The sequence below is a fragment of the Mesorhizobium cantuariense genome (genome assembly GCF_042647205.1).
GTDB classification, from domain to species: domain Bacteria; phylum Pseudomonadota; class Alphaproteobacteria; order Rhizobiales; family Rhizobiaceae; genus Mesorhizobium; species Mesorhizobium cantuariense.
In genome coordinates, this window is sequence record NZ_JBHRVD010000001.1 from 4689785 (window position 1) to 4711692 (window position 21908).

Here is a 21908-nt window from a genome sequence, read left to right on the forward strand (position 1 = left end):
ACCAAATTTCGAAAAATATGGAAATAGCGTCAGCCGGCAGGCTTGCCCGAGGCGTCAGTGACCACCTCGCCATCCTCCTTGGTGAACGCGCCGATCTGAGGGTTGGGCAGGATGTCCAGCACCTTTTCCGATGGCCGCGCCAGGACGACGCCGAGCGGACTGACCACGATCGGCCGGTTGATCAGGATCGGATGCGCCAGCATGAAATCGAGGATCTCCTCGTCGGACCATTTCGGATCGGCAAGGCCGAGTTCGGCATAGGGTGTGCCCTTTTCGCGCAGCAGGTCGCGCGGCGTCATGCCCACCGCCGCGATCAGCTCCACCAGCCTTTCGCGCGACGGCGGCGTCTTCAGATATTCGATCACTTGCGGCTCTTCGCCGGACTGGCGGATCATGGCCAGCGTGTTGCGCGAGGTGCCGCAATCGGGGTTGTGGTAGATGGTGACGGTCATTCGGCAGCCTTTATCTGTCTTGTTGGTTTCGGTTCGGCGAGCAGCCAGCCCGCCAGCGCCATGGCCAGCAGAGCCCCCAGCAATTCGGCGGCAATGAAGCCCGGCAGGTCGACCGGGCGGATGCCAGAAAACGTATCGGAAAAGGCGCGGGCGATCGCGACGGCCGGATTGGCGAAGGAGGTCGAGGCGGTAAACCAGTAGGCGGCGGTGATGTACAACCCGACCAGCCACGGGATCGCGTCTGAGCGGAAGCGCAGGCCTGCCAGGATGGTGAAGACAAGGCCGAAGGCGGCGACTGCCTCCGCGAGCCATTGCCCGGTTCCGGTCCGCACCGTCGCTGAGGCCTGCAGGATCGGCAGTTCGAACATGGCGTGGGCCAGAAACGTCCCGGCGATGCCGCCCGCGACCTGGGCGACGACATAGGCAAGCGCCACGTTCGCCTCGATCTCGCGGCGGAGCGCGAATACCAGCGTGACGACGGGATTAAAGTGCGCCCCCGAGATCGGTCCCAGTATCGTGATCAGCACGACGAGGATCGCCCCGGTCGGCAGCGTGTTGCCGAGCAGTGAAACGGCGACGTCGTGTGTCAGCCGGGCGGCCATGATGCCGGAGCCGACCACGGTCGCGACGAGCAGCGCGGTTCCCAAAGCTTCCGCTACGATGCGGCGTGGCAGGTCGTTCGCCACGAGCTTCAGCCGGCCTTCGGCAGGTTGCGGCCGATTTCATCCAGCCGCTTCTGCAGGGCAAGCTTGTCGACCATGCTCATCGGCAGGCTGATGAAGATCGAAATCCGGTTGTTGAGCATGCGATAGGCTTCGGCAAAGGCCAGATGTTTTTCGGCATCGGTGCCCTCCGCGTCAGCCGGATCAGGCACGCCCCAATGTGCGGTCATCGGCTGCCCGGGCCAGACGGGGCACGATTCATTGGCGGCGTTGTCGCAGACCGTGAAAACGAAATTCATCTCCGGCGCACCGGGAACCGCGAATTCTTCCCAGTCCTTCGAACGGGCAAAGGACGTGTCGTAATTGAGGTTCTTCAGAAGCTGGAGCGTGTAGGGATGCACCGCCCCTTTGGGATGCGATCCGGCCGAATAGGCCTTGAACTTACCGGCGCCAATACGATTGAGAATCGCCTCTGCGATGATCGACCTCGCCGAATTGCCGGTGCAGAGGAAAAGAACGTTGTACGGTTCGCTCATGGTGCATGCCTCCCTTCTAGCATTTGCAGGTTACCGCCTGGATCACGGGCTGGCACAGTTCCGGCGCGCCATTGCAGCAATCTTCCATCAGATAGGCCAGCAGGTCGCGCAAGCCGATCATGTCGGCGACGTAGCGCACGATCCGGCCGTCGCGTTCGGGGCGGACCAGCCCGGCATGGGCGAGCACCTTCAGATGCGCCGACATAGTGTTCTGGACCGTGTCCAGCCTTGTCGCGATCTCGCCCGCCGGAATGCCTTCCGAACCGGCGCGCACGAGCAGCCGGAAGACATCCAGCCGCGTCTCTTGGCCAAGTGCGGCCAGCGCATTCAAAGTGTCTTTCTTATCCATATATCCAAATCCTTGGATTTATGGATATCTGTTTCCCCGCGATCTGTAAAGCGTGTCCGCCACCATCATGTGACGGCAAGCACCTTTCCCGTATCGTGCTGGCGCACGAAATCCACGCGGGCGCCGTCCCAATGGTAGCTGTAATGGCGGCCCTGGACGGGAATGGTGATGACATCAGGCCAGAAGATGCCGATGCAGCCACCGCCCGGCATGCGCACGCTGTTCCACACCAGCCCGTCGCTGCCTTCGGCCCGCAACGCGCGCCCTTCCGCCTGCGAGGCGGTGTAATCGTCGGGGTCGAGCACGCCGGGCACGGCGTTCACGTCATCGAGGTCACGGTCGACGCTGCCGATCAGCACGCGGAAATCCGCTGTCCAGCCCGGACCCTCGTTGGTGGCGCCCATGAATTTCTGATGGTGGTGGATGGTCTCGGCCAGCGCCACCTCCTCGCTGTCGCCGGTATAGTAGATCCCGTAACTGCCATCCGAGAAACGGCCTGGCCTGAGCGTCGAGCAATGCACGAAGGGCGCCATCACGAAGCTTGCGCCGGGGCCCGAAACCCGCCTTGCGGCAGACACCTTGCCGAGGTCGCCGATCTCGAACCTTATGCGCGGGTTGGTCTTCGCCTCGACGGCGGCCAGCGCCTCCCAGTCGCGCGGGTCGGCAATGTCCTCGAAGAGGTCGATGGGCGGATGGATGGAGCGGATGATGCGGAAGGTCTGGTGCCAGTCGACGCGGCGACGGACCGCAAGCCCACTCACCATGCACCACGCTCCGCATCGAGCCATTCCCGCATCGCCGAGAGATCAGAGATTTCGCCGCGCAGCATCAGGTCGAGAGCCGACTGTCCGCCGAAGGTGGCATTGGGCTTGCGGATCCAAGCGTAGCCGCGCGCCGGCTCTGTGAACAGATAGCGCAGGCCCTTGTGGATGCCCATCAGGTGCGCCATGCGGGTGCGCAGGTCGCGGTCAATCCTGCCGATGCCGCCTTCCTTCCAGCGCGCCCAGGTCCGGGCCGATATGCCGCCGAGCAGGATGCAGGCCTCGACGTCGCTAAGATTCCAGACCTTGAACAGATTGACCGTGGTGCGCGCCAGCGCGCCAGCCTCGTCATCAGTGATGACGCTTCCGACCGTGGCCGGTGTCGTGACAATGGACTGAAGCTGCATTTTGGTGCCTCGCTATTGGCAGATATATAGCATGTATTTGCCAATTGGCAAGAGTGCGCGAGGTGGCAAGGCTGGATGCAAATGAAAAAGGCGCGGCCCCACATCGCGGGCCGCGCCCCTGGATTGCATCACAGGCCGGCATTGCCGCCAGCCTGAAACTGTGACGTACCTACTCTGCCGCCTCATAGCCCGCGATGCCTTTGATCTCCAAAAAGTCCTCGAGCCCGTATTCGGCATATTCGCGGCCGTTGCCCGACTGCTTGTAGCCGCCGAACGGCAGGCCGGCGTCCCACTGGGGATAGTTGATGTAGACATTGCCGGTGCGCATGCGCGCCGCCACTTCGCGTGCTTTCTTCATGTCCTTGGCCTGGATGTAGGAAGCGAGACCATAGACGGTGTCGTTGGCGGTCTCGATCACCTCGTCGACGCTGTCATAGGGCATGATCGCCAGCACCGGTCCAAAAATCTCCTCGCGCGCGATGCGCATGTCGTGGGTGACGTCGGCGAACACCGTCGGCCTGACGTAGTAGCCGCGGTTGAGTTCGGCCGGACGGCCAGGCCCGCCGGCAACCAGGGTCGCACCCTCGTCGATGCCGGCCTGGATCAGGTCCTGGATCTTGTCGAACTGGACCTGGCTGACGACTGGTCCGAGCTTGGTGCCGGCGGCGTCAGCGGGGCCGACGGTGAACTTTTCCGCGGCCACCTTGGCATAGCCGGCCGCCTCGTCATGGCGGTCGCGCGGCACGAACATGCGTGTCGGCGCGTTGCAGGACTGGCCGCTGTTGCTGAAGCAGCCGGCGACGCCCTTGGTGACGGCGCTTGCTAGGTCGACATCCCCGAACAGGATGTTGGCCGACTTGCCGCCAAGCTCCTGATGCACGCGTTTGACCGTGTCGGCGGCGGCCTTGGCCACCAGGATGCCGGCGCGGGTCGAACCGGTGAACGACATCATGTCGATGTCGGGATGGCTGGAGAGCGCCTGGCCGACGCCCGGTCCGTCGCCATTGACGAGGTTGAACACGCCCTTCGGCACGCCGGCCTCGTCGAGGATCTCGGCGAAGATGATGGCGTCGAGCGGCGCGATCTCGGACGGCTTCAGCACCATGGTGCAGCCAGCGGCAAGCGCCGGACCGACCTTGCAGGTGATCTGGTTGAGCGGCCAGTTCCACGGCGTGATCAGGCCGACGACGCCGATCGGCTCCTTGACCACGAGATGGTTGCCCTTGACGTGGCGAAACTCGAAACTCCTGAGCACGTCGGCCATCTTCTGCAGATGCGCAAGACCGATGCCGACCTGGCTGTCCAACGCCATCTGGCGCGGCGCACCCATCTCGCGCGACACGGCAACCGCAAGATCGGCGCTGCGCTTCTTGTAGACCGCGATGATGCGGTTCAAGAGTTCGAGCCGCTCGCCGACCTCGGTGAAACCAAAGCTGTTGAAGGCGCGCTTGGCGGCGGCCACCGCCTTGTCGACATCGGCCTTGGAGCCGAGCGAGATCTGCGCGAAGGCATCCTCATTCGACGGATCGATGACGTCGAATGAGTTGGGCACAACAGGATCGACCCACGCGCCATCGATATAGAACTGCAGATCGTGTGACATGGTTTTCTCCTTGGCCGCATGGCCGTGCCGGCCGTCATATCTGGCTGGAGATAACGATGCACAAACGCCGCTGTCAAACACAACCCCGGAACGCATTGAGCCAGCGCGCCAGTCGTTGTGCCAGAGAGCCAGCGGCAATCTGTCTGTTTGCGTCAGCCAGCCAATCGTTTGCTCATATAGACAGTGACACCATTCATGAACGGCTCTTCCCGATCCACGCTATAGCCACGCCTCTTGTAGAGCGACACATTCGCTTCGAAGGCGCCATTGGTCAGCAGGCGAAGCTCGAGGCGGCCCGCTTCGATTGCCTTGCGCTCGGCCAGCTCCAGCAACAGCCGGCCGATCCCCCTGCCCTGCGCCTGCGGGACCACGCAGACATTCTCGATCCAGAGGTGATCGTCGGCCAGGATGGTTTCGATCATCCCGACGATGCCGCCATCCTCGACGGCGAGATCGAACGGATGCTCGGCAACGGCCTTGTCGTAATCGGCGCGCATCGGCAGCGGCTCGCGGCCGATCACCAGCACCCATTTGGCATAGGCAGCCCGAACGATATCCCTGATCGCAGCGGCATCCGCCGGCGCGGCCGGCCGAAGCCGGATGGAAGAATTGTTGGTCATGAAAGTGCTCCGGACATGAAAAACCCGCCGGCGGTGTCGCGGGCGGGGCTGGAAACGAACGAACCGGGTCTATCGTGCCGGTCGTTGTCGTCGCGCAATCAGCTTGCCGCTCCGCACTGTGCAGGGACGGCGTCGCTTGGTATTTGTGGGCGCGAGAATGAACATGGCGTCAAGCTGGCGCAGGAAGCGTGGCGCTGTCAAGACAGTGCCTCGCCTTCCCAGGTCACCACCTGTGAGTGGTTGACGAAGCAGCACCGCATCGGCATCATTCTCCACGGCGTGGCCTGCGCCGAACCTCCAGGGACCGTCCCCAGCACGGTCTTTTAACGGAGGCAAAGGGGCTTTCCAGTCTCAGGCCGCTGTCTTGGTCCGATCGTTTCGGGTGTGGTTGCTGGGGAACGCCATCTGGGACGTGAAAGGCCATGACAATGACCCAAAACGCAAATTTCAAACGTCGTGTGCGGGCTCGCGCTGCCAAGACAGGCGAGTCCTACACGGCTGCTCTCAGGCATTTTCACCGCGGCGCGCCGGATAATCCGGCGCCCGAAGTGAGATCGGTGCGATTGGCCGTGGCGCAAAGCACCGTCCATGACGATCCTCGCGACATCGGCGCACTGCGCGGCAGCGGGCTGGAGATGCGGCGCCTGATGCGAGAGGCGCGGCAGGCGGGCGCGAGACTGCTGCACTTTCCCGAAGGCGCGACCTGCTCCCCCAACAAGCGCATCATGTCGGCCGGCGGTCGCGAACCAATCGGGCCGGCCGATTGGAACCGGTTCGAATGGGCGGTGCTGCGCGAGGAACTGGAGGCAACGACGGCGCTTGCGCGTGAGCTTGGACTGTGGACGGTCTTCGGCTCGGTGCATCGGCTCAGCCAGCCGCGCCGGCCGCACAGCAGCCTGTATGTCGTCTCCGATCGCGGCGATCTGGAGACGCGCTATGACGAACGCATGCTGTCGAACACCAAGATCTCCTTCATGTACACACCGGGTTCGACCCCGGTGACGTTTGAGGTCGACGGGATCCGCTTCGGCTGCACGCTCGGCATGGAATCGCACTTTCCCGAGATTTTTATCGAGTATGAGAGGCTCGACGTCGACTGTGTCCTGTTCTCGACAAACTCTCACACCGATGGCCCGGCCCTCGCCGTCGAGATGCAGGGACACGCGGCAAGCAACAATTATTGGGCCAGTTTCTCCATCCCCGCGCAACACAGCCTGACCGCGCCTTCGGGAATCGTTGCTCCCGGCGGCCGGTGGGCGGCGCAATGTCCAGCCGATGGAACCCCCGCGATTGCCGTCGCCGATATCAACAGCAATCCGGGAGACCCGGCCCGGCCCTGGCGGCGAACGGCGCGAGCGGGAATCTATCAGCCGCATCTGGTGGAGGACGACCAGCGGAGCAACGACCGCGGCATGTTCTAGTGAGGCGTCACGCCGGCTTGCGGCGCTGCCAGTGGCGAGTTGGTGCGGGTGCTTGCCCACCCGCCCTTCCGGCTCTACGCCCCCGCCTTTCTCCCAATTGATCGGTCCATCTGGACTGCACCCGCGGTCGTTCTATCTTCCTGCTCGAGCGTGACCTTTTCCAATCACGCCAGCACCGGAGCCATCGCCGTGACCGTGACTGACCACTATCGAGGCTACATCGCCTGCCTCAACAATCAGGACTGGCAGAAGCTGCATCGCTTCGTTCATGACGAGGTGCACTACAATGGCGACCGCGCCGGGCTGTCGGGTTACCAGGAAATGCTGGAGCGCGATTTTCGGGAAATCCTGGATCTCTATTTCGACATCCAGCTGCTGATCGCCGAACCACCGTTCATAGCCAGCCGCCTTCAGTTCAACTACACGCCGAAGGGAACCTTCTTCGGCCTGCCCATCAACGGCCGGAAGGTCACCTTCAGCGAGAACGTCTTCTATGAATTCCTCGACGACAGGATCCGGAACGTCTGGTCGGTGATCGACAAGGCCGCGATCGAGGCGCAGCTTTGACGGCTGCGGCACCGCATCCTCCGGTCGGAAGCATCGTCAAGCATGCGAGCCATCCATCGCCCTTGCAGCTGGTGGTAAACTTGCCTACCTTGCGTGCGTAGGAGACTATGCGGATGGCGAATGTCGAGAAGGTGAGCGTTGCCCTCACCCCTGAAATGGCAACCATGATGCGCGAGGTCGTCGCGGCGGGCGAATACGCCTCGGCAAGCGAAGTCATGCGTGAGGCGTTGCGCGAGTGGAAGTTTCGCCGCACGCAACGCGAACAGGCTGTCGACGAGCTGGGCCGGCTTTGGGACGAAGGCATAGCAAGCGGCAACGCTGTCGACGGACGCGAAGCCTTCGCCCGGATCAAAAGCAAGCTCGATGCGAGGATCGCCGAGCGCGAGTTGCGATGACGCTGCGCTTACGGCCCGAAGCCGAAGCGGATATTGAGGCCATCGCGCTCTATATCGCCGAGGATAGTCCCTCTGCGGCATTGCGGTGGTATGACGAAATCCATGCTCCATGCCAGCGAATCGCCGACATGCCGGGAATGGGCGTTGCTCGACCGGAAGTGCGAGCGGGCTTGCGCACCTTCCCCGCAGGAAATTACCTGATCCTCTATCGCCAGATCGAGGACGGCGCGGAGATCGTGCGTGTTATCCATGGCGCACGGCAGTGGCAAGAATTGCTCTAGCCGGACGATTCTCTGAAGGAGTTAACTATGGGCAGACCCAAAGAGAGCCAATGCATGCTGCCCCATGACAATCGTTCGTAAAAATCGATCGTTCTAACGAGAATAATTCGTTGGAAAGATCGGTTCGGGAATGACATTCTCCCAGCATACCCGCCTGGAGCATTGCATTGTCTTCCGTTTCCCACTTCGCGAACGATATTCCGAAAAGCGCGTTTCCTGCCGATCAGACACAAGGGCGAAAATCCCTTAATTGGAATGGCATCGTACCCGGCGTCGTGCTCGTCGCGATGATCACCGGCGTCGCCTTCTCGGCCCGCAATGTTTCCGGCTTCGCTTTGTTCAGCCCGATGATCCTGGCCGTCGTCGCCGGCATGATCTACGCCAACGTGCTCGGCACGCCCGCCCATGCCAAGGCCGGCATCGCGTTTTCGCAGCGCCGGCTGCTTCGCTTCGCCATCGTGCTGCTCGGCTTCCAGCTGACGCTTGGCCAGGTCGTCTCCATCGGCGCCGGCGGTGTCGGCATCGTCGCGGCGACGCTTGGCGCCACCTTCATCTTTACCATCACGCTCGGCCGGCTGATCGGCGTCGACGCCAAGCTGGCGCAGTTGATCGCAGCCGGCACCTCGATCTGCGGCGCCTCGGCCATCGTCGCCACCAACATCGTCACCGATGCACGTGACGAGGACGTCACCTACGCCGTTGCCTCGATCACCTTGTTCGGCACCGTCGCTATGCTCGGCTTCCCGCTCATGGCGCCCATGCTCGGCCTCGACCAGCACGCTTTCGGCCTGTGGGCCGGCGCCTCGATCCATGAGGTGGCGCAAGTGATCGGCGCCGGCTTCCAGAACGGCACCCAGTCCGGCGAGATCGCCACCGTCGCCAAGCTGACCCGCGTTGCCATGCTGGCGCCGATGGTCATCGCGCTCGGCCTGATGGCGCGCCGCAAGAGCAGCGATCACTCGGCGGCCCGGCCACCCATGCCGTGGTTCGTCGCCGCCTTCGTCGCCATCGTCGCGCTGAACAGCCTGGTCACGGTGCCGGCCGAGGTGAAATCGGCAATGGCGCTCGCCACCACCATCATGCTGACCATGGGCCTGGCCGCCATGGGCCTGCAGGCCGACATTTCGCAGTTGCGCTCACGCGGCCTGCGCCCGCTGGCGCTCGCCTTCTCGGCCTTCCTGTTCATCGGCTGCTTCAGCCTGATGCTGGTGAAGTTCGCCTGAGCTTGATTGCGAGCGCCAGAGGCTGGACGGCACAAGCGTGTTTGGGAATCAAAATCACATCGGCTAGGGTCCGCGCATCAACACGCGAGCCCGCACCCGATTCATGCCATTTGTCCCCTTGCCCTTCGTCGTCGCCCTGTTGCTATTCATCCTGCTTTGGGTCGTCGCCCGGCGCGAGGATGAGTCGGCACCGAACCTGCCGTTTCTCTGCCTGATCCTCGTCGCCGCACTGCAATCGGTGTTCACCGGACTGCGTTGGGGCTATGGCATCAGCGAAGTCGGCTATATCGCTCCGGTATCCGCCGCGATCATGCCGTCGCTGCTCTACGCCGGCGTATCGAGGCTGGTCCGGACCAGCAACCGCCGGTGGCCGGCGCTGCTGGGGATCCATGCAAAGCCTGCCGTCATCATCATCGTGCTGGTGTTTTGTTGGCGTGAGGCGATCGACGTCGCGCTGATATCAATCGATTTCATCTACGCCGCTGCCATTCTCTGGCTGCTTCGCTCCGGCGCGGACGGGCTTCGCCTTGCCCCTTTCGACGGCGCGGTCCCGGCCTATCGGGCGATCATTGCCGCGGCGGTGACGCTGTGCCTGTCGGGAGGACTGGTCGACATGCTGGTGTCCTTCGACCTGGCATCCGGCCACGGCGACCGCGCGGCGACAGTGATCGGCATCGCCAATCTGTTCATCCTAGTCTTTGTCGGCGTCGCGGCGGCTGCTGCCAGCCAAAGCCATGTGCCGCTCAATGCCGCCGAGCCCGCCGAGGCTTCGTCCCCACCCGATGCCGGCGAAGACGCCGAGGCGATCGCCAGAGTCAACGAACTGATGCGGGAGAAAGGACTCTATCGCGACGCCAATCTGAACCTCAACCGCCTTGCCCGGCGCGCCGCAATTCCGGCGCGGCAGATTTCGGCGGCGATCAACCGGGCCACTGCCAGGAACGTCTCGCAATATGTCAACGGATACCGCATCACCGAGGCCTGCCGGCTGCTGAGCGAGACCGATCAGTCCGTGACGGAGATCATGCTTGCGGTCGGCTTCCAGACCAAGTCGAACTTCAACCGCGAATTCCGCCGCGTCACCGACATGACCCCGCTCGCCTGGCGGGAGCGGAACGCGCCTGACGTGGCGCCCTCGCTTGCGAACCCGGCGGGTGGCTGAAATCGGCAGCGCCGTTCCGCATTGAACGGTACTCAATCGCGATAAAGCACGTCCTTGATCACGATCGAGGTCGCGGGCTTCGCTCCGATCCGCTGACATCGGGTCGTCAACACAGCAATCGAACATGACCGCCACTTGCCCGGACGCTGAAGCCTCCGGCCTCGCCAGCCATAGCGCGCGTTCGACAACGGAGATTTCAATGAAATTCTGGACCATGCTCTGCGCCGTCGCTGTTTCCACGGCGCTGATGCAACACGCGGCCAACGCCGGCGACACTGTCGGCGTTCGTCAGTTTCTTGCCCCATCCAACGAGCGCGGCATCGATCTCGACGTGACGGTCTGGTACCCGGCACAACCGGGCGGCGAGAAGGTTATATCAGGCGACACCGCGCTTTTCGTCGGAACGTCGGCCATGCGCGACGCGCCTATCGCTGACGGAAAATTTCCACTCATCCTGCTTTCGCACGGCGCCGGTCTGGCGGGAAACCCGCAAGCCCTGAGCTGGATCGCGACGCCCTTGGCCAGGCAGGGATTCGTCGTCGCCGCTCCCACACATCCGGGAAACACGGGGAAAAACAGATCCGCCGCCGAGACCATGAAACTCTGGTTGCGGCCCGCCGATCTCACGGCAGCCCTGACCACGATAGAGAAGGACGCCTTCTTCAGAGAGCATCTCGAGCAAGGCAAAGTGGGTGTCATCGGTCTTTCCATGGGCGGCAACACCGCGCTCGCGATAGCCGGTGCCCGCGTCGACCCGAAATTGCTCGCGGCCTATTGCGATACGGACCTGCTCAATGCCTCACTTTGCGAATGGGTCCGGCAAAGCGGCGTTGATCTTCACGCCATGGATTTGCAGGCCGCCGGTCGTGACAACAAGGATGAGCGCATTCACTTCGCCATGGCGATCGATCCCGCCCCCTCCGATGTCTTCGACGTCAAAAGCTTTGCCGGCATCAGCATTCCGGTCGATATCGTCAATCTTGGCCGGCCGGGAAAGATCCCCGCGGCTGCCGACGCATCCGGGATCGCAGAAGCGATTTCAAAGGCGAGCTATGCGACGATCGAGGATGCCAGCCACTACAGCATGTTCGGTGAGTGCAAACCCGGCGCGGCCGGCATCATTGCATCAGAACAGATTGGTGACCCGGTTTGCGACGATGGCGGCGGACGGTCGCGCGGTGAGATTCACGCGCAACTGATCGATATGGCAGTCGTGGCTTTCACTCGCGCGCTGAAGACCGATCCATAGGTGCGGCCGCTTTCAGTCAGGCCGTCGTTCAATCCTCGAACGAACTCGAAGCAGCATAGATTGCCGCCAGCGTCTCGATGCCGGCCTGGTCGGCTTTGTCGAAGCGGGCCGGCAGCGGGCTGTCGAGATCGAGCACGCCGAAGACGCCCTCGTCGTCCTCGAGCAGTACCACCAGTTCCGAGCGCGAGTCGGCGTCGCAGGCGATGTGGCCGGGAAAATCATGCACGTCCTTGATCAGCATCGAGGTGCCGAGTTCGACCGCGGTTCCGCACACGCCCTTGCCGACGGCGATACGCACGCAGGCCGGCTTGCCCTGGAACGGTCCGAGCACCATTTCCTCGTCCGACTGCAGAAAATAGAAGCCGGCCCAGTTGAGGTCCGGCACCATCTGGAAGATCAGTGCTGCGGTGTTGGCAGCGTTGGCGATCGAATCGCGCTCGCCGTCGAGCAGCGCCTTCAATTGCGTGGCGAGGTCGCGGTAGAACGCGGCCTTATCTGACGTGTCGATGGCCTTGGCCGCAAACATGAACTTGTCTCCGTACTCAGAATCGCGGTTGCGTTTCCGCAAGCTCTCTGCACCAAACGACCACCGGACGATACTAGCGTGAATTCCAGTCGCCGCGAAAGTCGGGAGAAGATGCGCCATCCGACGCAAGGCAGCACGGCACGTCCATCGAACCGTGCTGCCTTGATCAAGAAGGCAAGTCCACTAGCCCGCGGGTTTGTACGCGCCGGCAGCCTTGTTGGCGGCCGCAAGCACAGCCTTCATGTCGAGTTCTTCTAGGACAACCATTTCGGTCAGCGAGCCGCTCGCTCGCACCGCAAGGGACATGCCAATCCCCGCTGACTGGTCCGGCACCTCGCCATTGACGACGACGTCATAGATGCCGCGCGTGAACATCACGCTGGTCACCTTGCCGCCAACGCTTTCGAAAAGCGCCTTGACCGCAGCTTGCCTGTCCGAGCCTTGCATCAGTCCTTTGGCGGCATGAGGCGCATAGTTTGCCAAAATAGTCACTTTCATGGGTATTTCCTCCAAATGTCATTGTCTCGTGGCTGCTCCATAATTCGAGCGGCACGGAGCGATTTATTTTTCGGAACAATTGCAGGCGCCCTTGGACGCGTTGGCGACCAAGGGCCACTGCCGGATGAATATGCGCTTAAGCTAATATAATGACAATACCGGACATGCCGATAGCAGCCACCGGGATTGCGCAGGTGATCTGGCTGGATCACGGCTCGGCCAATGGCATCGAGCTCGGGCCAGTAGCGGCGTCTCCGCCGCCTCACATCGGGCGTTTGGGTTCGCTCTTTGATGGCGTCGCCGTGTTGGAATCGGATTTCTTGTGCTTGTCGGCGGCAATCCTACGGATGCGGTCGAAGCGGCTTTCCTCGGTTTTTTCGGTCGTGACGACCGTCTCTGGCTTCCGCACGAACGTGATCATGGATCCGTCTCCTGGGCTAGAGGCCTGCGCCGGGAGAAAATCCCCCGGCGGTAGTTATCCAGGCTCCAATGAAGTGCCGGCGTGGCTGATTCAGGTCAGGTCTGAAAGGTGGCTTCTATGAAACCACCTTCGCAGGCCGGCCGAATCTCTTAGTAGCCGCCCATGCCGCCGCCATTACCGCCCGCAGGTGCCGCATCCTTGGCCGGGATATCGGTGATCATCGCTTCGGCGGTGATCAGAAGCGCTGCGATCGAGCCGGCATCCTGCAGTGCGGTACGCACCACTTTCGCCGGATCGACGATGCCCGCCTTGATCATGTCGACATAGGTCTCGTTTTGGGCGTCGAAGCCCTGATTGTGGTCCTTGCTGTCGGTGAGCTTGCCGACGACGATCGAGCCTTCGACGCCGGAATTCTCGGCGATCTGGCGGATCGGCGCTTCGAGCGCCCTAAGCACGATCGTAATGCCGGCCGTGACATCGGCATTGGCGCCGGTCAGGCCGCCAAGCACCGAGCGGGCGCGCAGCAGAGCGACGCCGCCGCCGGGCACGATGCCTTCTTCAACCGCGGCGCGCGTTGCGTTCAGCGCGTCGTCGATACGGTCCTTCTTTTCCTTGACTTCCGACTCGGTGACGCCGCCGACGCGGATGACGGCAACGCCGCCGGAGAGCTTGGCCAGCCGCTCCTGCAGCTTTTCCTTGTCGTAGTCGGAGGTCGTCTCCTCGATCTGGCCCTTGATCTGGGCGACGCGCGCCTGGATCGTCGCCTTGGTGCCGGCGCCGTCGATGATGGTGGTGGTGTCCTTCTCGATCAGCACGCGCTTGGCACGGCCGAGCATCTCGATGGTGACGTTTTCAAGCTTGATGCCGAGGTCCTCGGAAATCATCTGGCCTGATGTCAGCACGGCGATGTCTTCCAGCATCGCCTTGCGGCGATCGCCGAAGCCCGGCGCCTTGACGGCCGCGACCTTGAGGCCGCCGCGCAGCTTGTTGACGACCAGCGTGGCAAGAGCCTCGCCCTCGACGTCCTCGGAGATGATCAGCAGCGGCCTGCCGCTCTGCACCACCGCTTCGAGGATCGGCAGCATCGCCTGCAGATTGCCGAGCTTCTTCTCGTGGATGAGGATGTAGGGCTCTTCCAGTTCGACGCGCATCTTGTCGGCATTGGTGACGAAATAGGGTGAGAGATAGCCGCGGTCGAACTGCATGCCTTCGACGACGTCGAGCTCGGTCTCGGCGGTCTTGGCCTCCTCGACGGTGATGACGCCGTCATTGCCGACCTTGTCCATCGCCTTGGCGATCATCTCGCCAACGCTGGCGTCGCCATTGGCGGCGATGGTGCCGACCTGTGCGATCTCGGCCGACGACTTGACCTTCTTGGCGCGCGCCTGGATCTCCTTGACCACGGCAGAAACCGCCTGGTCGATGCCGCGCTTGAGGTCCATCGGGTTCATGCCGGCGGCAACCAGCTTGGCGCCTTCGCGCAGGATCGAGGCGGCCAGCACCGTGGCGGTGGTGGTGCCGTCACCGGCGAGATCATTGGTCTTCGAGGCCACTTCGCGCACCATCTGCGCGCCCATGTTCTCGAACTTGTCGGCAAGCTCGATTTCCTTGGCGACGGTGACGCCGTCCTTGGTGATGCGCGGCGCGCCATAGGCCTTGTCGATGATGACGTTGCGGCCCTTGGGGCCGAGCGTGACCTTCACCGCATTGGTGAGGATCTCGACGCCGCGCAGCATGCGGTCGCGCGCATCGGTGGAGAATTTGATTTCCTTGGCAGACATGATTTTTTATCCAGTTCGGTTGAGGAAGGCAGAGCCCTGCCCTCCATGATCAAAGCCCGGAGTGTCCCTTGCGCATCCCGAAGGACACGCAGCGCTCCAATCAGGCGGCTTTCTTGGCAGGCACTGTCTTCTCGGCGCCCTTCTTGTCGATAACGCCCGTCTCGCTCTTGTCGATAACGCCCATGATGTCGGCTTCCTTCATGATCAGAAGGTCCTCGCCGTCGATCTTGACCTCGGTCCCCGACCATTTGCCGAACAGGATGAAGTCGCCAGCCTTGACGTCAAGTGGAACAAGCGCGCCGTTTTCGTCGCGTGCACCCGGGCCGACGGCGATGACTTCGCCTTCCTGCGGCTTTTCCTTGGCATTGTCGGGAATGATGATGCCGCCCTTGGATTTGATATCGCCTTCAGCGCGACGAATGACGACGCGGTCGTGGAGGGGCCGAAATTTCATGGGAACTTCTTTCTGGGGCCGGCACAGGCGGCCACGCCCCTCCTCTATAAACGCGTTGGCACTCGATAGATAGGAGTGCCAAAAATTATTCACGGCCGAAATTAAATATTCAAAAGTATTATTTCGGCTTGCCGTTTCGTGATATCGGCAAGGGGTCAAATATTTCAAAAGATTGAATTTTGCCGATCGAGTGCCTATTTATCGGACAAGTTCACTTTCACGATTTCAGGCACAAGGGAGATTTCTTCGATGGCCGAAGGCAATCAGACGATCATGGAAAAAGCTGAAGCCCGCTTTGTCGACAAGCAGAAGAAGACGGCGGAGCGCAACAAGGCAACCGCCGAATACATGTCCGAGGCAAGGGCCAGGGAGATCAAGACGGCAAGGCTGAGGGAGTTGCGGCTGGCCAAGGAAGAGGCCGACCGCGTCGCCGAGGCCCTTAATCCGACGCCGAAAAAGAAGCGGGTGACCAAGAAAGCCACGGAGGCAAAGACATGAGTCTCACCTTCCCCAACCGCAGCCGCAGCTATGACGAAGCCGGCCAGCGTATCCGTTTCGTCGGACATGACGGCATGTTCCAGATATCCTTCTCCGTCGCCGCCGACGCCATGGCCAAGATGCGGCCGGGAGCCGCGGCCAATGAAGCCGGCTACCTCCAGACATTCGACACCGAGAGCAGCACCATTCGTGAGGTGGCGTCGAAGGCCTACGACCGCACCCGCAAGAGCATGTATGTGCTGACGGCGGCTGATTTCGGCTGATCAGCCGAAATCCATTTTCTCGACCATCGTGCGTATCTTTTCAGCTTTTTCAAAATGGTCGAGGCGGTGGGTTCTGATCCACCATTCGGCGGCTTCCATCAAGAGTTCGGGGTCGTCGTTCCTGTTGGCGAAGAACGCATAGAACGACACGCCGACGCCGGTCCCTTTTTCGGAGATCTTGCGGTCGCAGACCTCCAGTATCTTCTGCTTCAGGCTGGCTCTCACGGGAATCCTTTGATTCTTGGTGCGCAGGCCCTTTCCCCGCGACAAGGTGCTGGTCTCAGGCCATTGCTGCGGCAGTTCAGGCCTTGCGCTCGGCCCGTTCGCGGCGTTTGACGTCGCGGACATTCATCTGCACGACCATGTCCTCGGCCTCACGCGGGCCCATCCCGACCATCACCTTTTGCCGGACCACGGCAGGCTGGCCGGTGAAGACATCGATGATACTCCAACTCTGGGGAAGCTCCATGCGCAGTGTGTAGCGGTTGGCCATGCCGGTCAGCCCTGCATCATGAAAAACACGGCGCCCAGGATCAGCACCGTCCAGGCGATGACCGACAGCTTCAGCGCCATGCCGCCATGCGCGGTCGCAAGCTCCCGCAGGCGCGACACGACGCCTGCCGACCGGGCCGGCGCCGCCACGAAGGCGACAGGCGCCTTGAGGCCAAGTTTTCCAAAGACGGGCAGCAGCGACGGTTCACGCACGAAAATGACCTCGAATGTCGGGAAGAGCGGAGCAAGGACGCTCGTCTCCCTTCCATAGCACTCTTTTCGCGAGCGCCCTGCATGCCAAATGCAAAATTGGGACCGCCCAACGGCCGATCCACGCTGCCTTCCTTCGGAACGCACGAAGCTGCGCGCTGGGAATTGACTGACCTGCAGCATGTTGAGACCGCGGCTCAACGCGAAGTAGATGATTTTTGGAGGCCTCGCCTCGGGATCGAACCGAGGCTTCAGAGATTTGCAGTCTCCAGCGTAGCCGCTCCGCCACGAGGCCATCGCTGTCGAAGTAGCGGGCAAATACTTGCGGAAAGGTTAAGCCAGAGGGATTGTTCAGGGTTTTCGGCATCGATTTTCAGAGCGCGCGCCAGCATGTGTAGCGGCCAGATTTGCCCGGCCGCCGCCGGCGCCTATCCTGCGACGCTGGAGATTGACGAGACCGGCGATGAGAGCGCCCCTCTCCCGTCACGAACGGCGAGAGGATGCCGGCAGGCAGGTGAGGACGGCGCCAGCACTCGGAAAGAAAGAGATGGGACGAATTCCAAGCCCGAAGCGATTGGCCTGACCCAACCCACTTTCCCCCCAACCCACTTTCCCGCTTGAACCGCCACCCGATCTGGCCTAGCCTTGACTTGAGAAAAGGTTTTTCCAAACACTTCCGATCGGGCTTGGCCGCGTGCCGGGTCTGTTTTCGACCTGTAAGAGAAAACCTTTTCCCAGCTAAGGATTCTCGGCGCGATGCCATCGGATGATCTGCCTGTTCCGGTCTTTTCCAAGCCAGTCACCCTGCGTGACGTGGCCGCGCAGGCCGGCGTCAGCGTCGCCACCGCCTCCAAGGCGCTCAACGATCAGGGGCGGATGACCGCGGAGACGCGGGAGCGCATTCGCGAGACGGCGCGGCGTCTCGGCTTTCGGCCCAACAGCCTGGCGCAAAGCCTGCTCAGGCGGCGCAGTTTCACCGTCGGCCTGCTCACCAACGATACTTATGGCCGCTTCTCGCTGCCGCTGATGTCGGGCATTTCGGACGCGCTGGTCGACAATGGCGTCTCGGTGTTCCTGTGCAATGTCGAGGAAGACCCGCGCCTTGGCCAGATGCATGTCGACGCAATGCTCGACAAGCGCGTCGACGGCATCATCGCCACCGGCAAGCGCATCGACCGCCATTTGCCCGTCGACCTCTCCAATCTGCGCGTCCCGGTGATCTATGCCTTCACGCAGCCCGATCCCGACGCCATCGCCTTCGTTTCGGACGACGCCGACGGCGCCCGGCTGGCGGTCGAGCATCTGTGCCGGCTGGGCTGGAAGCGCATCGCCCATGTCACCGGGCCGGCGAGCTTTGCCGTGGTGCACGCCAGGGCGCAGGCTTACCGCGACGTGCTGATCGAAAACGGCCTGCCGGTCACCGAACCGCTGCTCGGCTCCTGGTCGGAAGCCTGGGGGCACGAGGCGGTGGCGCGGCTGTTCGATGGCAAAACCGAGAGGCCGGACGCCGTCTTTTGCGGCAACGACCAGATCGCGCGCGGCGTCATCGATGCCTTGCGCGAGCGTGGCCTTGGCGTTCCCGGCGATGTCGGCGTCATCGGTTTCGACAATTGGGAGATCGTGGCCGAGGCGACGCGTCCGCCGCTGACCTCCATCGACATGAACCTGGTCGCCCTCGGGCGCGAGGCCGGGCTGACCCTGCTTTCGCTGGTCGGCGGCAAGCCCGCCGCGCCGGGCATTCGAAAACTGCCGTGCCGGCTGGTGGTGCGACAGTCATGCGGCCATCCGCTGGATGGCTGAAAACCAAGCGCCGCGCAATCGGCGCCAAGCCGCGTACCGCGGCCAACCCTGGAGGAGGAGAACATGAGGAACCTTATTGCCAAACTGGCCCTGGCCGCTGCCGTTCTGGGTGGCGGCGTCGGTGCCGCGGCCGCCGAGACGGCCAACATCTGGGTGCGCGCCGACGGCTCGAATTTCATGCCGAGGATCGTCGACGCCTACAACAAGGCGCACACCAACCAGGTCAAGCTCGACATCATCCCCAATGCCGAGATCATCCCGAAATACGGCGCGGCCGCGGCCGGCGGCACGGCGCCCGACGCGCTGTCGCTCGACCTGATCTACACGCCCTCCTTCGCCGCCGCCGGCCAGTTGGAGGACATCACCGACTGGGCCAAGTCCCTGCCCTATTTCTCGAGCCTGTCGCCTGCGCATGTGAAGACCGGCACCTACAAGGACCACATCTACGGGCTGCCGTTCTCCGCCGACGCCTCGGTGCTGATCTGGAACAAGAAACTGTTCAAGCAGGCCGGCCTCGACCCTGAAAAAGGCCCGACCAACTGGGCCGAGATCGCGGCCGACGCCGAGAAGGTCAACGCGCTCGGCGGCAACATCAAGGGCTTCTACTTCTCCGGCAATTGCGGCGGCTGCAACATCTTCACCTTCACGCCGCTGATCTGGGCGTCGGGTGGCGACATCCTCTCGGAGGACGGCTCGAAAGCGACGCTGGACAGCCCGCAGCTGCGCGGCGCCATCGATCTCTACCGCTCGATGGTCAAGAAGGATCTGGTGCCGGCAGGCGCGCAGACCGACACCGGCGCCAACTTCTTTGCCGCCTTCGCCGCCGGCAATATCGGCATCTCGCCGTCCGGCGCCTTCGCCATCGGCGCGCTCAACACCCAGTATCCCGATATCGACTACGGCGTCACCTTCCTGCCGGGCAAGGATAGCGGCTGGTCGTCCTTTGCCGGCGGCGACAATTTCGTCGTCACCAAGGGCACCACGAAACTGCCCGTGGTGAAGGAGTTCCTCGATTTCGCCTATTCGCTCGAGGGCCAGACCATCCTGGCCAAATACGGCAGCCTGCCGGTGCGCGGCGACATCGCCAAGGAGGCGCTGAAGGATCTCGATCCACGCTATCAGATCGCCGCCGAGGCCATGGCCAAGGGCAAGACACCCTATTCGGTGGTGTTCAACGACCTGATCAACTCCGCCAACGGGCCGTGGACGCAGATGATCAACGAGGTCTTCTTCGGCGACGATGTCGACGGCGCGATCGCCAATGCGCAGGAGACGATGCAGTCGATCATCGACCAGGCGCCGCAGAAATAAGCGCCAACCCCACCTCCCCCTCGGGGGGAAGTCGGACCGCAGGTCCGGGTGGGGTCGCCTCGGCAGTGCTCGACGTTCCTTTTTCGTCGGCGCGCTTCAGAGAGGACCCCACCCCCGGCCTTCGGCCGGACCCTCCCCTCAAGGGGGAGGGGGACGCAGCGCCAAGGGAACAGCCATGACCTCCATCGCAGCAACCACCGTCCCGCCCCGCGCCCGCAAACTCGCCGGACGCCGGCAGTGGATCGGCCTGCTCTATGTCGCGCCGGCCGTTGCGCTGGTCGTCGTCTTCTTCCTCGTCCCGCTCGGCATGACGGCGTGGATGTCGCTGCACAACTGGCCGCTGATGGGCGAGCACAGCTATATCGGCCTCGGCAACTATGTCGCCATCCTGCGCGACACCAGGTTCTGGAACGCGCTGCGCTTCACCGCTTACTACACCGTGATCGTCACCATCGCGATCTTCGTGGTGGCGTTTCCGCTGGCGCTGTTCGTCGAACGGCCGCGGCCGCTGACCAATCTCTACCGCACCATGTTCTTCATGCCGGCGGTTGTCGGCTTCGCTTCGGCCAGCCTGCTCTGGTCGTGGCTGCTGAATGTCGATTCCGGCCTGTTCAGCCCGGCAGCCTACGATCTCGGCCTGATCGACAAAAAATTCAACCTGCTGGCCACCTTCCAGCCGGCCTTCTGGTCGATCATCGCCATGGTCGTCTGGAAAGTCGCCGGCTTCACCATGATCATCCTGATGGCAGGCCTGCAATCGATCCCGCAGGATCTGCAGGAGGCCGCCGTCATCGATGGTGCCGGGCCGTTCGCCAGGTTCAGGGCGATCACTTTGCCGCTGATGCGCCGTACGCTCGCGCTGGCGCTGATCCTGTCGGTCGCCGGCTCGATCCTCGCCTTCGACCAGTTCTACATCATCCTGCGCGGCGGCCCGCGCAACCAGACGCTGACGGCAGTCTACTGGATCTTCAACCAGTCCTTCGTGTCGTTCAAGCTCGGCTATGGTGCCGCGCTCTCCATGGTGCTGCTCGTCGTCCTGGTGGCGCTCAGCCTCGTCCAGCTGTGGCTGCTGCGCAAGCCGGAAGGGCTCGACTGATGGCGCAGGCCGCCTCCCGCAACCGCCGGCTGTTAGCCCGCATCGGCGAGCATTCGACTGGCATCATCGCCTCGGTGCTGTTTGCGGCGCCGATCGTGTGGGCGGTGCTGTCGGCGTTCAAGCCGGCGCAGGAAGCACGCCTGCCGCCGCTGCCGCCCTGGCCGACATCAGGCTTCTCACTGGAGAACTATGCCACGCTCAACAGCTTCGGCGACGGTCTCTGGGTCTCGGCACAGAACAGCATCTACGTCTCGGTGATGACGGTGGTGCTGTCGGTCATCGTCAGCGTGCTGGCCGGCTACGGCTTTTCGCGGTTCCGGTTTCCGTTCAAGGACCTGTTCTTCATCCTCATCCTGTCGACGATCATGATCCCGTTTCAGTCGATCCTGACGCCGATCTTCCTGGTGCTGACCAAGCTCGGCCTGCACAACACGCTGACCGGCCTGGTCGGCGTCTATGTGACGCTGCAACTGCCGTTCTCGATCTTCATGATGCGCAACGCCTTCGACGCGGTGCCGCGCGAGATCGAGGAAGCTGCCCGCATGGACGGCGCCAGCAATATCACCATGCTTTTGAAGGTGATGCTGCCGCTGGTCTGGCCGGGCGTCGTCACCATCGCCCTGTTTGCCTTCCTCGGCGCCTGGAACGAATTCCTCGCCGCCCTCGTGCTGATGACCGACCAGTCCAAGTTCACGCTGCCGGTGATGATGACCGCACTTCAGTCCGGTCGCTTCGGCGCCATCGACTGGGGCGCGGTGCAGGCGGGCGTCACCGTGATGATGGTGCCTTGCCTCATCCTGTTCCTGGCGCTGCAGCGCTTCTACATCCGCGGCCTGATGGCCGGGGCCGTCAAATAGACAGACCGAATGG

General features: G+C 62.7%; 29 protein-coding genes and 1 tRNA gene. 13 read left to right on the top strand and 17 right to left on the bottom strand.

Annotated elements, in window-relative coordinates; translation table 11 throughout:
- Positions 1-29 precede the first annotated feature (29 nt).
- The 8 genes from arsC to ACFOJ9_RS22830 form a co-directional block, all read right to left on the bottom strand.
- Positions 30-452, bottom strand: coding sequence for an arsenate reductase (glutaredoxin) (gene arsC / locus ACFOJ9_RS22795; protein ID WP_378981525.1), 423 nt, complete (start codon positions 450-452; stop codon positions 30-32).
- Positions 449-1138 carry an aquaporin gene (locus ACFOJ9_RS22800; RefSeq protein ID WP_378981527.1) on the bottom strand — a complete coding sequence of 230 codons (690 nt, stop codon included), beginning with the start codon at positions 1136-1138 and terminating at the stop codon, positions 449-451. Before ACFOJ9_RS22800 ends, arsC begins: the two co-directional genes overlap by 4 nt.
- Positions 1139-1143: 5 nt before the next feature.
- A complete protein-coding gene (locus tag ACFOJ9_RS22805) occupies positions 1144-1650 on the bottom strand; it encodes an arsenate reductase ArsC (RefSeq protein WP_127270862.1) in 507 nt (168 codons plus the stop codon).
- Positions 1651-1666: 16 nt separating this feature from the next.
- Positions 1667-1999, bottom strand: coding sequence for an ArsR/SmtB family transcription factor (locus ACFOJ9_RS22810; protein ID WP_378981530.1), 333 nt, complete (start codon positions 1997-1999; stop codon positions 1667-1669).
- 65 nt (positions 2000-2064) lie between these two features.
- A complete protein-coding gene (locus ACFOJ9_RS22815; RefSeq protein WP_378981532.1) occupies positions 2065-2763 on the bottom strand; it encodes an RES family NAD+ phosphorylase in 699 nt (232 codons plus the stop codon).
- Complete coding sequence (locus ACFOJ9_RS22820) at positions 2757-3167, bottom strand: antitoxin Xre/MbcA/ParS toxin-binding domain-containing protein (RefSeq protein ID WP_378981534.1); 411 nt, start codon at positions 3165-3167, stop codon at positions 2757-2759. The genes ACFOJ9_RS22815 and ACFOJ9_RS22820 overlap by 7 nt, the downstream gene beginning before the upstream one ends.
- A gap of 169 nt (positions 3168-3336) precedes the next feature.
- Positions 3337-4770, bottom strand: coding sequence for an aldehyde dehydrogenase family protein (locus tag ACFOJ9_RS22825; RefSeq protein WP_378981536.1), 1434 nt, complete (start codon positions 4768-4770; stop codon positions 3337-3339).
- 152 nt (positions 4771-4922) lie between these two features.
- Positions 4923-5390, bottom strand: coding sequence for a GNAT family N-acetyltransferase (locus ACFOJ9_RS22830; RefSeq protein WP_378981538.1), 468 nt, complete (start codon positions 5388-5390; stop codon positions 4923-4925).
- Positions 5391-5818: 428 nt separating this feature from the next.
- Between ACFOJ9_RS22830 and ACFOJ9_RS22835 the strand changes: the two genes are divergently transcribed.
- From ACFOJ9_RS22835 to ACFOJ9_RS22865, 7 genes are all read left to right on the top strand, one after another.
- Entirely contained in the window at positions 5819-6811 is a 993-nt protein-coding gene (locus ACFOJ9_RS22835; RefSeq protein ID WP_378981540.1) for a carbon-nitrogen hydrolase family protein, read from the top strand.
- Positions 6812-7000: 189 nt separating this feature from the next.
- The gene (locus ACFOJ9_RS22840) at positions 7001-7378 is read left to right on the top strand and encodes an ester cyclase (RefSeq protein ID WP_378981542.1); all 378 of its coding nucleotides are present in this window, start codon (positions 7001-7003) and stop codon (positions 7376-7378) included.
- A gap of 113 nt (positions 7379-7491) precedes the next feature.
- Positions 7492-7773 carry a type II toxin-antitoxin system ParD family antitoxin gene (locus tag ACFOJ9_RS22845; RefSeq protein ID WP_378981544.1) on the top strand — a complete coding sequence of 94 codons (282 nt, stop codon included), beginning with the start codon at positions 7492-7494 and terminating at the stop codon, positions 7771-7773.
- Positions 7770-8054, top strand: a complete 285-nt coding sequence (locus tag ACFOJ9_RS22850; RefSeq protein WP_378981546.1) for a type II toxin-antitoxin system RelE/ParE family toxin — start codon at positions 7770-7772, stop codon at positions 8052-8054. The genes ACFOJ9_RS22845 and ACFOJ9_RS22850 overlap by 4 nt, the downstream gene beginning before the upstream one ends.
- Positions 8055-8221: 167 nt before the next feature.
- Positions 8222-9277 (top strand): YeiH family protein, encoded by a 1056-nt coding sequence (locus ACFOJ9_RS22855; protein ID WP_378981548.1) that lies wholly within the window; start codon positions 8222-8224, stop codon positions 9275-9277.
- 103 nt (positions 9278-9380) lie between these two features.
- Positions 9381-10439 carry a helix-turn-helix domain-containing protein gene (locus tag ACFOJ9_RS22860; RefSeq protein ID WP_378981550.1) on the top strand — a complete coding sequence of 353 codons (1059 nt, stop codon included), beginning with the start codon at positions 9381-9383 and terminating at the stop codon, positions 10437-10439.
- A gap of 199 nt (positions 10440-10638) precedes the next feature.
- Positions 10639-11688 (top strand): alpha/beta hydrolase family protein, encoded by a 1050-nt coding sequence (locus ACFOJ9_RS22865; protein WP_378981552.1) that lies wholly within the window; start codon positions 10639-10641, stop codon positions 11686-11688.
- Between the two features lie 28 nt (positions 11689-11716).
- On the opposite strand, the gene ACFOJ9_RS22870 is transcribed toward ACFOJ9_RS22865, so the two are convergent.
- The 5 genes from ACFOJ9_RS22870 to ACFOJ9_RS22890 form a co-directional block, all read right to left on the bottom strand.
- Positions 11717-12214, bottom strand: a complete 498-nt coding sequence (locus tag ACFOJ9_RS22870) for a GAF domain-containing protein (protein WP_378981554.1) — start codon at positions 12212-12214, stop codon at positions 11717-11719.
- A 183-nt stretch (positions 12215-12397) separates the two neighbouring features.
- Positions 12398-12712, bottom strand: a complete 315-nt coding sequence (locus tag ACFOJ9_RS22875; protein ID WP_095200474.1) for a GYD domain-containing protein — start codon at positions 12710-12712, stop codon at positions 12398-12400.
- Positions 12713-12974: 262 nt separating this feature from the next.
- Positions 12975-13133 (bottom strand): hypothetical protein, encoded by a 159-nt coding sequence (locus ACFOJ9_RS22880; RefSeq protein ID WP_352870515.1) that lies wholly within the window; start codon positions 13131-13133, stop codon positions 12975-12977.
- Between the two features lie 149 nt (positions 13134-13282).
- Entirely contained in the window at positions 13283-14914 is a 1632-nt protein-coding gene (gene groL / locus ACFOJ9_RS22885; RefSeq protein ID WP_378981557.1) for a chaperonin GroEL, read from the bottom strand.
- A gap of 100 nt (positions 14915-15014) precedes the next feature.
- On the bottom strand, positions 15015-15368 hold the full coding sequence (locus ACFOJ9_RS22890) for a co-chaperone GroES (RefSeq protein WP_378981559.1): 354 nt from the start codon (positions 15366-15368) through the stop codon (positions 15015-15017).
- A gap of 249 nt (positions 15369-15617) precedes the next feature.
- On the opposite strand from ACFOJ9_RS22890, the gene ACFOJ9_RS22895 reads away from it, so the two are divergent.
- Both ACFOJ9_RS22895 and ACFOJ9_RS22900 read left to right on the top strand, forming a co-directional pair.
- The gene (locus tag ACFOJ9_RS22895) at positions 15618-15866 is read left to right on the top strand and encodes a hypothetical protein (RefSeq protein ID WP_378981561.1); all 249 of its coding nucleotides are present in this window, start codon (positions 15618-15620) and stop codon (positions 15864-15866) included.
- A complete protein-coding gene (locus tag ACFOJ9_RS22900; protein ID WP_378981563.1) occupies positions 15863-16129 on the top strand; it encodes a DUF1488 family protein in 267 nt (88 codons plus the stop codon). The genes ACFOJ9_RS22895 and ACFOJ9_RS22900 overlap by 4 nt, the downstream gene beginning before the upstream one ends.
- On the opposite strand, the gene ACFOJ9_RS22905 is transcribed toward ACFOJ9_RS22900, so the two are convergent.
- The 4 genes from ACFOJ9_RS22905 to ACFOJ9_RS22920 all read right to left on the bottom strand — a co-directional run bounded on the left by ACFOJ9_RS22905 (position 16130) and on the right by ACFOJ9_RS22920 (position 17126).
- Positions 16130-16354, bottom strand: coding sequence for a DUF6500 family protein (locus ACFOJ9_RS22905; protein ID WP_378981565.1), 225 nt, complete (start codon positions 16352-16354; stop codon positions 16130-16132). It abuts the gene before it with no gap.
- A 76-nt stretch (positions 16355-16430) separates the two neighbouring features.
- Positions 16431-16622: a hypothetical protein gene (locus ACFOJ9_RS22910; protein WP_027160878.1), complete on the bottom strand. Its 192-nt coding sequence runs from the start codon at positions 16620-16622 to the stop codon at positions 16431-16433.
- A 5-nt stretch (positions 16623-16627) separates the two neighbouring features.
- Positions 16628-16834, bottom strand: a complete 207-nt coding sequence (locus ACFOJ9_RS22915; RefSeq protein ID WP_378981568.1) for a hypothetical protein — start codon at positions 16832-16834, stop codon at positions 16628-16630.
- Between the two features lie 216 nt (positions 16835-17050).
- Positions 17051-17126: transfer RNA gene (locus ACFOJ9_RS22920), tRNA-Cys, on the bottom strand.
- A gap of 461 nt (positions 17127-17587) precedes the next feature.
- Here ACFOJ9_RS22920 and ACFOJ9_RS22925 point away from each other — a divergent pair.
- The 4 genes from ACFOJ9_RS22925 to ACFOJ9_RS22940 all read left to right on the top strand — a co-directional run bounded on the left by ACFOJ9_RS22925 (position 17588) and on the right by ACFOJ9_RS22940 (position 21895).
- On the top strand, positions 17588-18631 hold the full coding sequence (locus ACFOJ9_RS22925) for a LacI family DNA-binding transcriptional regulator (RefSeq protein ID WP_378981570.1): 1044 nt from the start codon (positions 17588-17590) through the stop codon (positions 18629-18631).
- Positions 18632-18694: 63 nt separating this feature from the next.
- A complete protein-coding gene (locus ACFOJ9_RS22930) occupies positions 18695-19942 on the top strand; it encodes an ABC transporter substrate-binding protein (protein WP_378981572.1) in 1248 nt (415 codons plus the stop codon).
- 175 nt (positions 19943-20117) lie between these two features.
- Complete coding sequence (locus tag ACFOJ9_RS22935) at positions 20118-21038, top strand: carbohydrate ABC transporter permease (protein ID WP_378981574.1); 921 nt, start codon at positions 20118-20120, stop codon at positions 21036-21038.
- Positions 21038-21895 (top strand): carbohydrate ABC transporter permease, encoded by an 858-nt coding sequence (locus ACFOJ9_RS22940; protein ID WP_378981576.1) that lies wholly within the window; start codon positions 21038-21040, stop codon positions 21893-21895. Before ACFOJ9_RS22935 ends, ACFOJ9_RS22940 begins: the two co-directional genes overlap by 1 nt.
- Positions 21896-21908: the final 13 nt, after the last annotated feature.

Coding starts and splice junctions, on each gene's coding strand:
- arsC (WP_378981525.1), bottom strand. CDS start 452: ATGACCGTCACCATCTACCACAACCCCGATTGCGGCACCTCGCGCAAC.
- ACFOJ9_RS22805 (WP_127270862.1), bottom strand. CDS start 1,650: ATGAGCGAACCGTACAACGTTCTTTTCCTCTGCACCGGCAATTCGGCG.
- ACFOJ9_RS22810 (WP_378981530.1), bottom strand. CDS start 1,999: ATGGATAAGAAAGACACTTTGAATGCGCTGGCCGCACTTGGCCAAGAG.
- ACFOJ9_RS22815 (WP_378981532.1), bottom strand. CDS start 2,763: ATGGTGAGTGGGCTTGCGGTCCGTCGCCGCGTCGACTGGCACCAGACC.
- ACFOJ9_RS22820 (WP_378981534.1), bottom strand. CDS start 3,167: ATGCAGCTTCAGTCCATTGTCACGACACCGGCCACGGTCGGAAGCGTC.
- ACFOJ9_RS22825 (WP_378981536.1), bottom strand. CDS start 4,770: ATGTCACACGATCTGCAGTTCTATATCGATGGCGCGTGGGTCGATCCT.
- ACFOJ9_RS22830 (WP_378981538.1), bottom strand. CDS start 5,390: ATGACCAACAATTCTTCCATCCGGCTTCGGCCGGCCGCGCCGGCGGAT.
- ACFOJ9_RS22835 (WP_378981540.1), top strand. CDS start 5,819: ATGACCCAAAACGCAAATTTCAAACGTCGTGTGCGGGCTCGCGCTGCC.
- ACFOJ9_RS22845 (WP_378981544.1), top strand. CDS start 7,492: ATGGCGAATGTCGAGAAGGTGAGCGTTGCCCTCACCCCTGAAATGGCA.
- ACFOJ9_RS22850 (WP_378981546.1), top strand. CDS start 7,770: ATGACGCTGCGCTTACGGCCCGAAGCCGAAGCGGATATTGAGGCCATC.
- ACFOJ9_RS22860 (WP_378981550.1), top strand. CDS start 9,381: ATGCCATTTGTCCCCTTGCCCTTCGTCGTCGCCCTGTTGCTATTCATC.
- ACFOJ9_RS22865 (WP_378981552.1), top strand. CDS start 10,639: ATGAAATTCTGGACCATGCTCTGCGCCGTCGCTGTTTCCACGGCGCTG.
- ACFOJ9_RS22870 (WP_378981554.1), bottom strand. CDS start 12,214: ATGTTTGCGGCCAAGGCCATCGACACGTCAGATAAGGCCGCGTTCTAC.
- ACFOJ9_RS22875 (WP_095200474.1), bottom strand. CDS start 12,712: ATGAAAGTGACTATTTTGGCAAACTATGCGCCTCATGCCGCCAAAGGA.
- ACFOJ9_RS22880 (WP_352870515.1), bottom strand. CDS start 13,133: ATGATCACGTTCGTGCGGAAGCCAGAGACGGTCGTCACGACCGAAAAA.
- groL (WP_378981557.1), bottom strand. CDS start 14,914: ATGTCTGCCAAGGAAATCAAATTCTCCACCGATGCGCGCGACCGCATG.
- ACFOJ9_RS22890 (WP_378981559.1), bottom strand. CDS start 15,368: ATGAAATTTCGGCCCCTCCACGACCGCGTCGTCATTCGTCGCGCTGAA.
- ACFOJ9_RS22895 (WP_378981561.1), top strand. CDS start 15,618: ATGGCCGAAGGCAATCAGACGATCATGGAAAAAGCTGAAGCCCGCTTT.
- ACFOJ9_RS22900 (WP_378981563.1), top strand. CDS start 15,863: ATGAGTCTCACCTTCCCCAACCGCAGCCGCAGCTATGACGAAGCCGGC.
- ACFOJ9_RS22910 (WP_027160878.1), bottom strand. CDS start 16,622: ATGGCCAACCGCTACACACTGCGCATGGAGCTTCCCCAGAGTTGGAGT.
- ACFOJ9_RS22925 (WP_378981570.1), top strand. CDS start 17,588: ATGCCATCGGATGATCTGCCTGTTCCGGTCTTTTCCAAGCCAGTCACC.
- ACFOJ9_RS22930 (WP_378981572.1), top strand. CDS start 18,695: ATGAGGAACCTTATTGCCAAACTGGCCCTGGCCGCTGCCGTTCTGGGT.
- ACFOJ9_RS22935 (WP_378981574.1), top strand. CDS start 20,118: ATGACCTCCATCGCAGCAACCACCGTCCCGCCCCGCGCCCGCAAACTC.
- ACFOJ9_RS22940 (WP_378981576.1), top strand. CDS start 21,038: ATGGCGCAGGCCGCCTCCCGCAACCGCCGGCTGTTAGCCCGCATCGGC.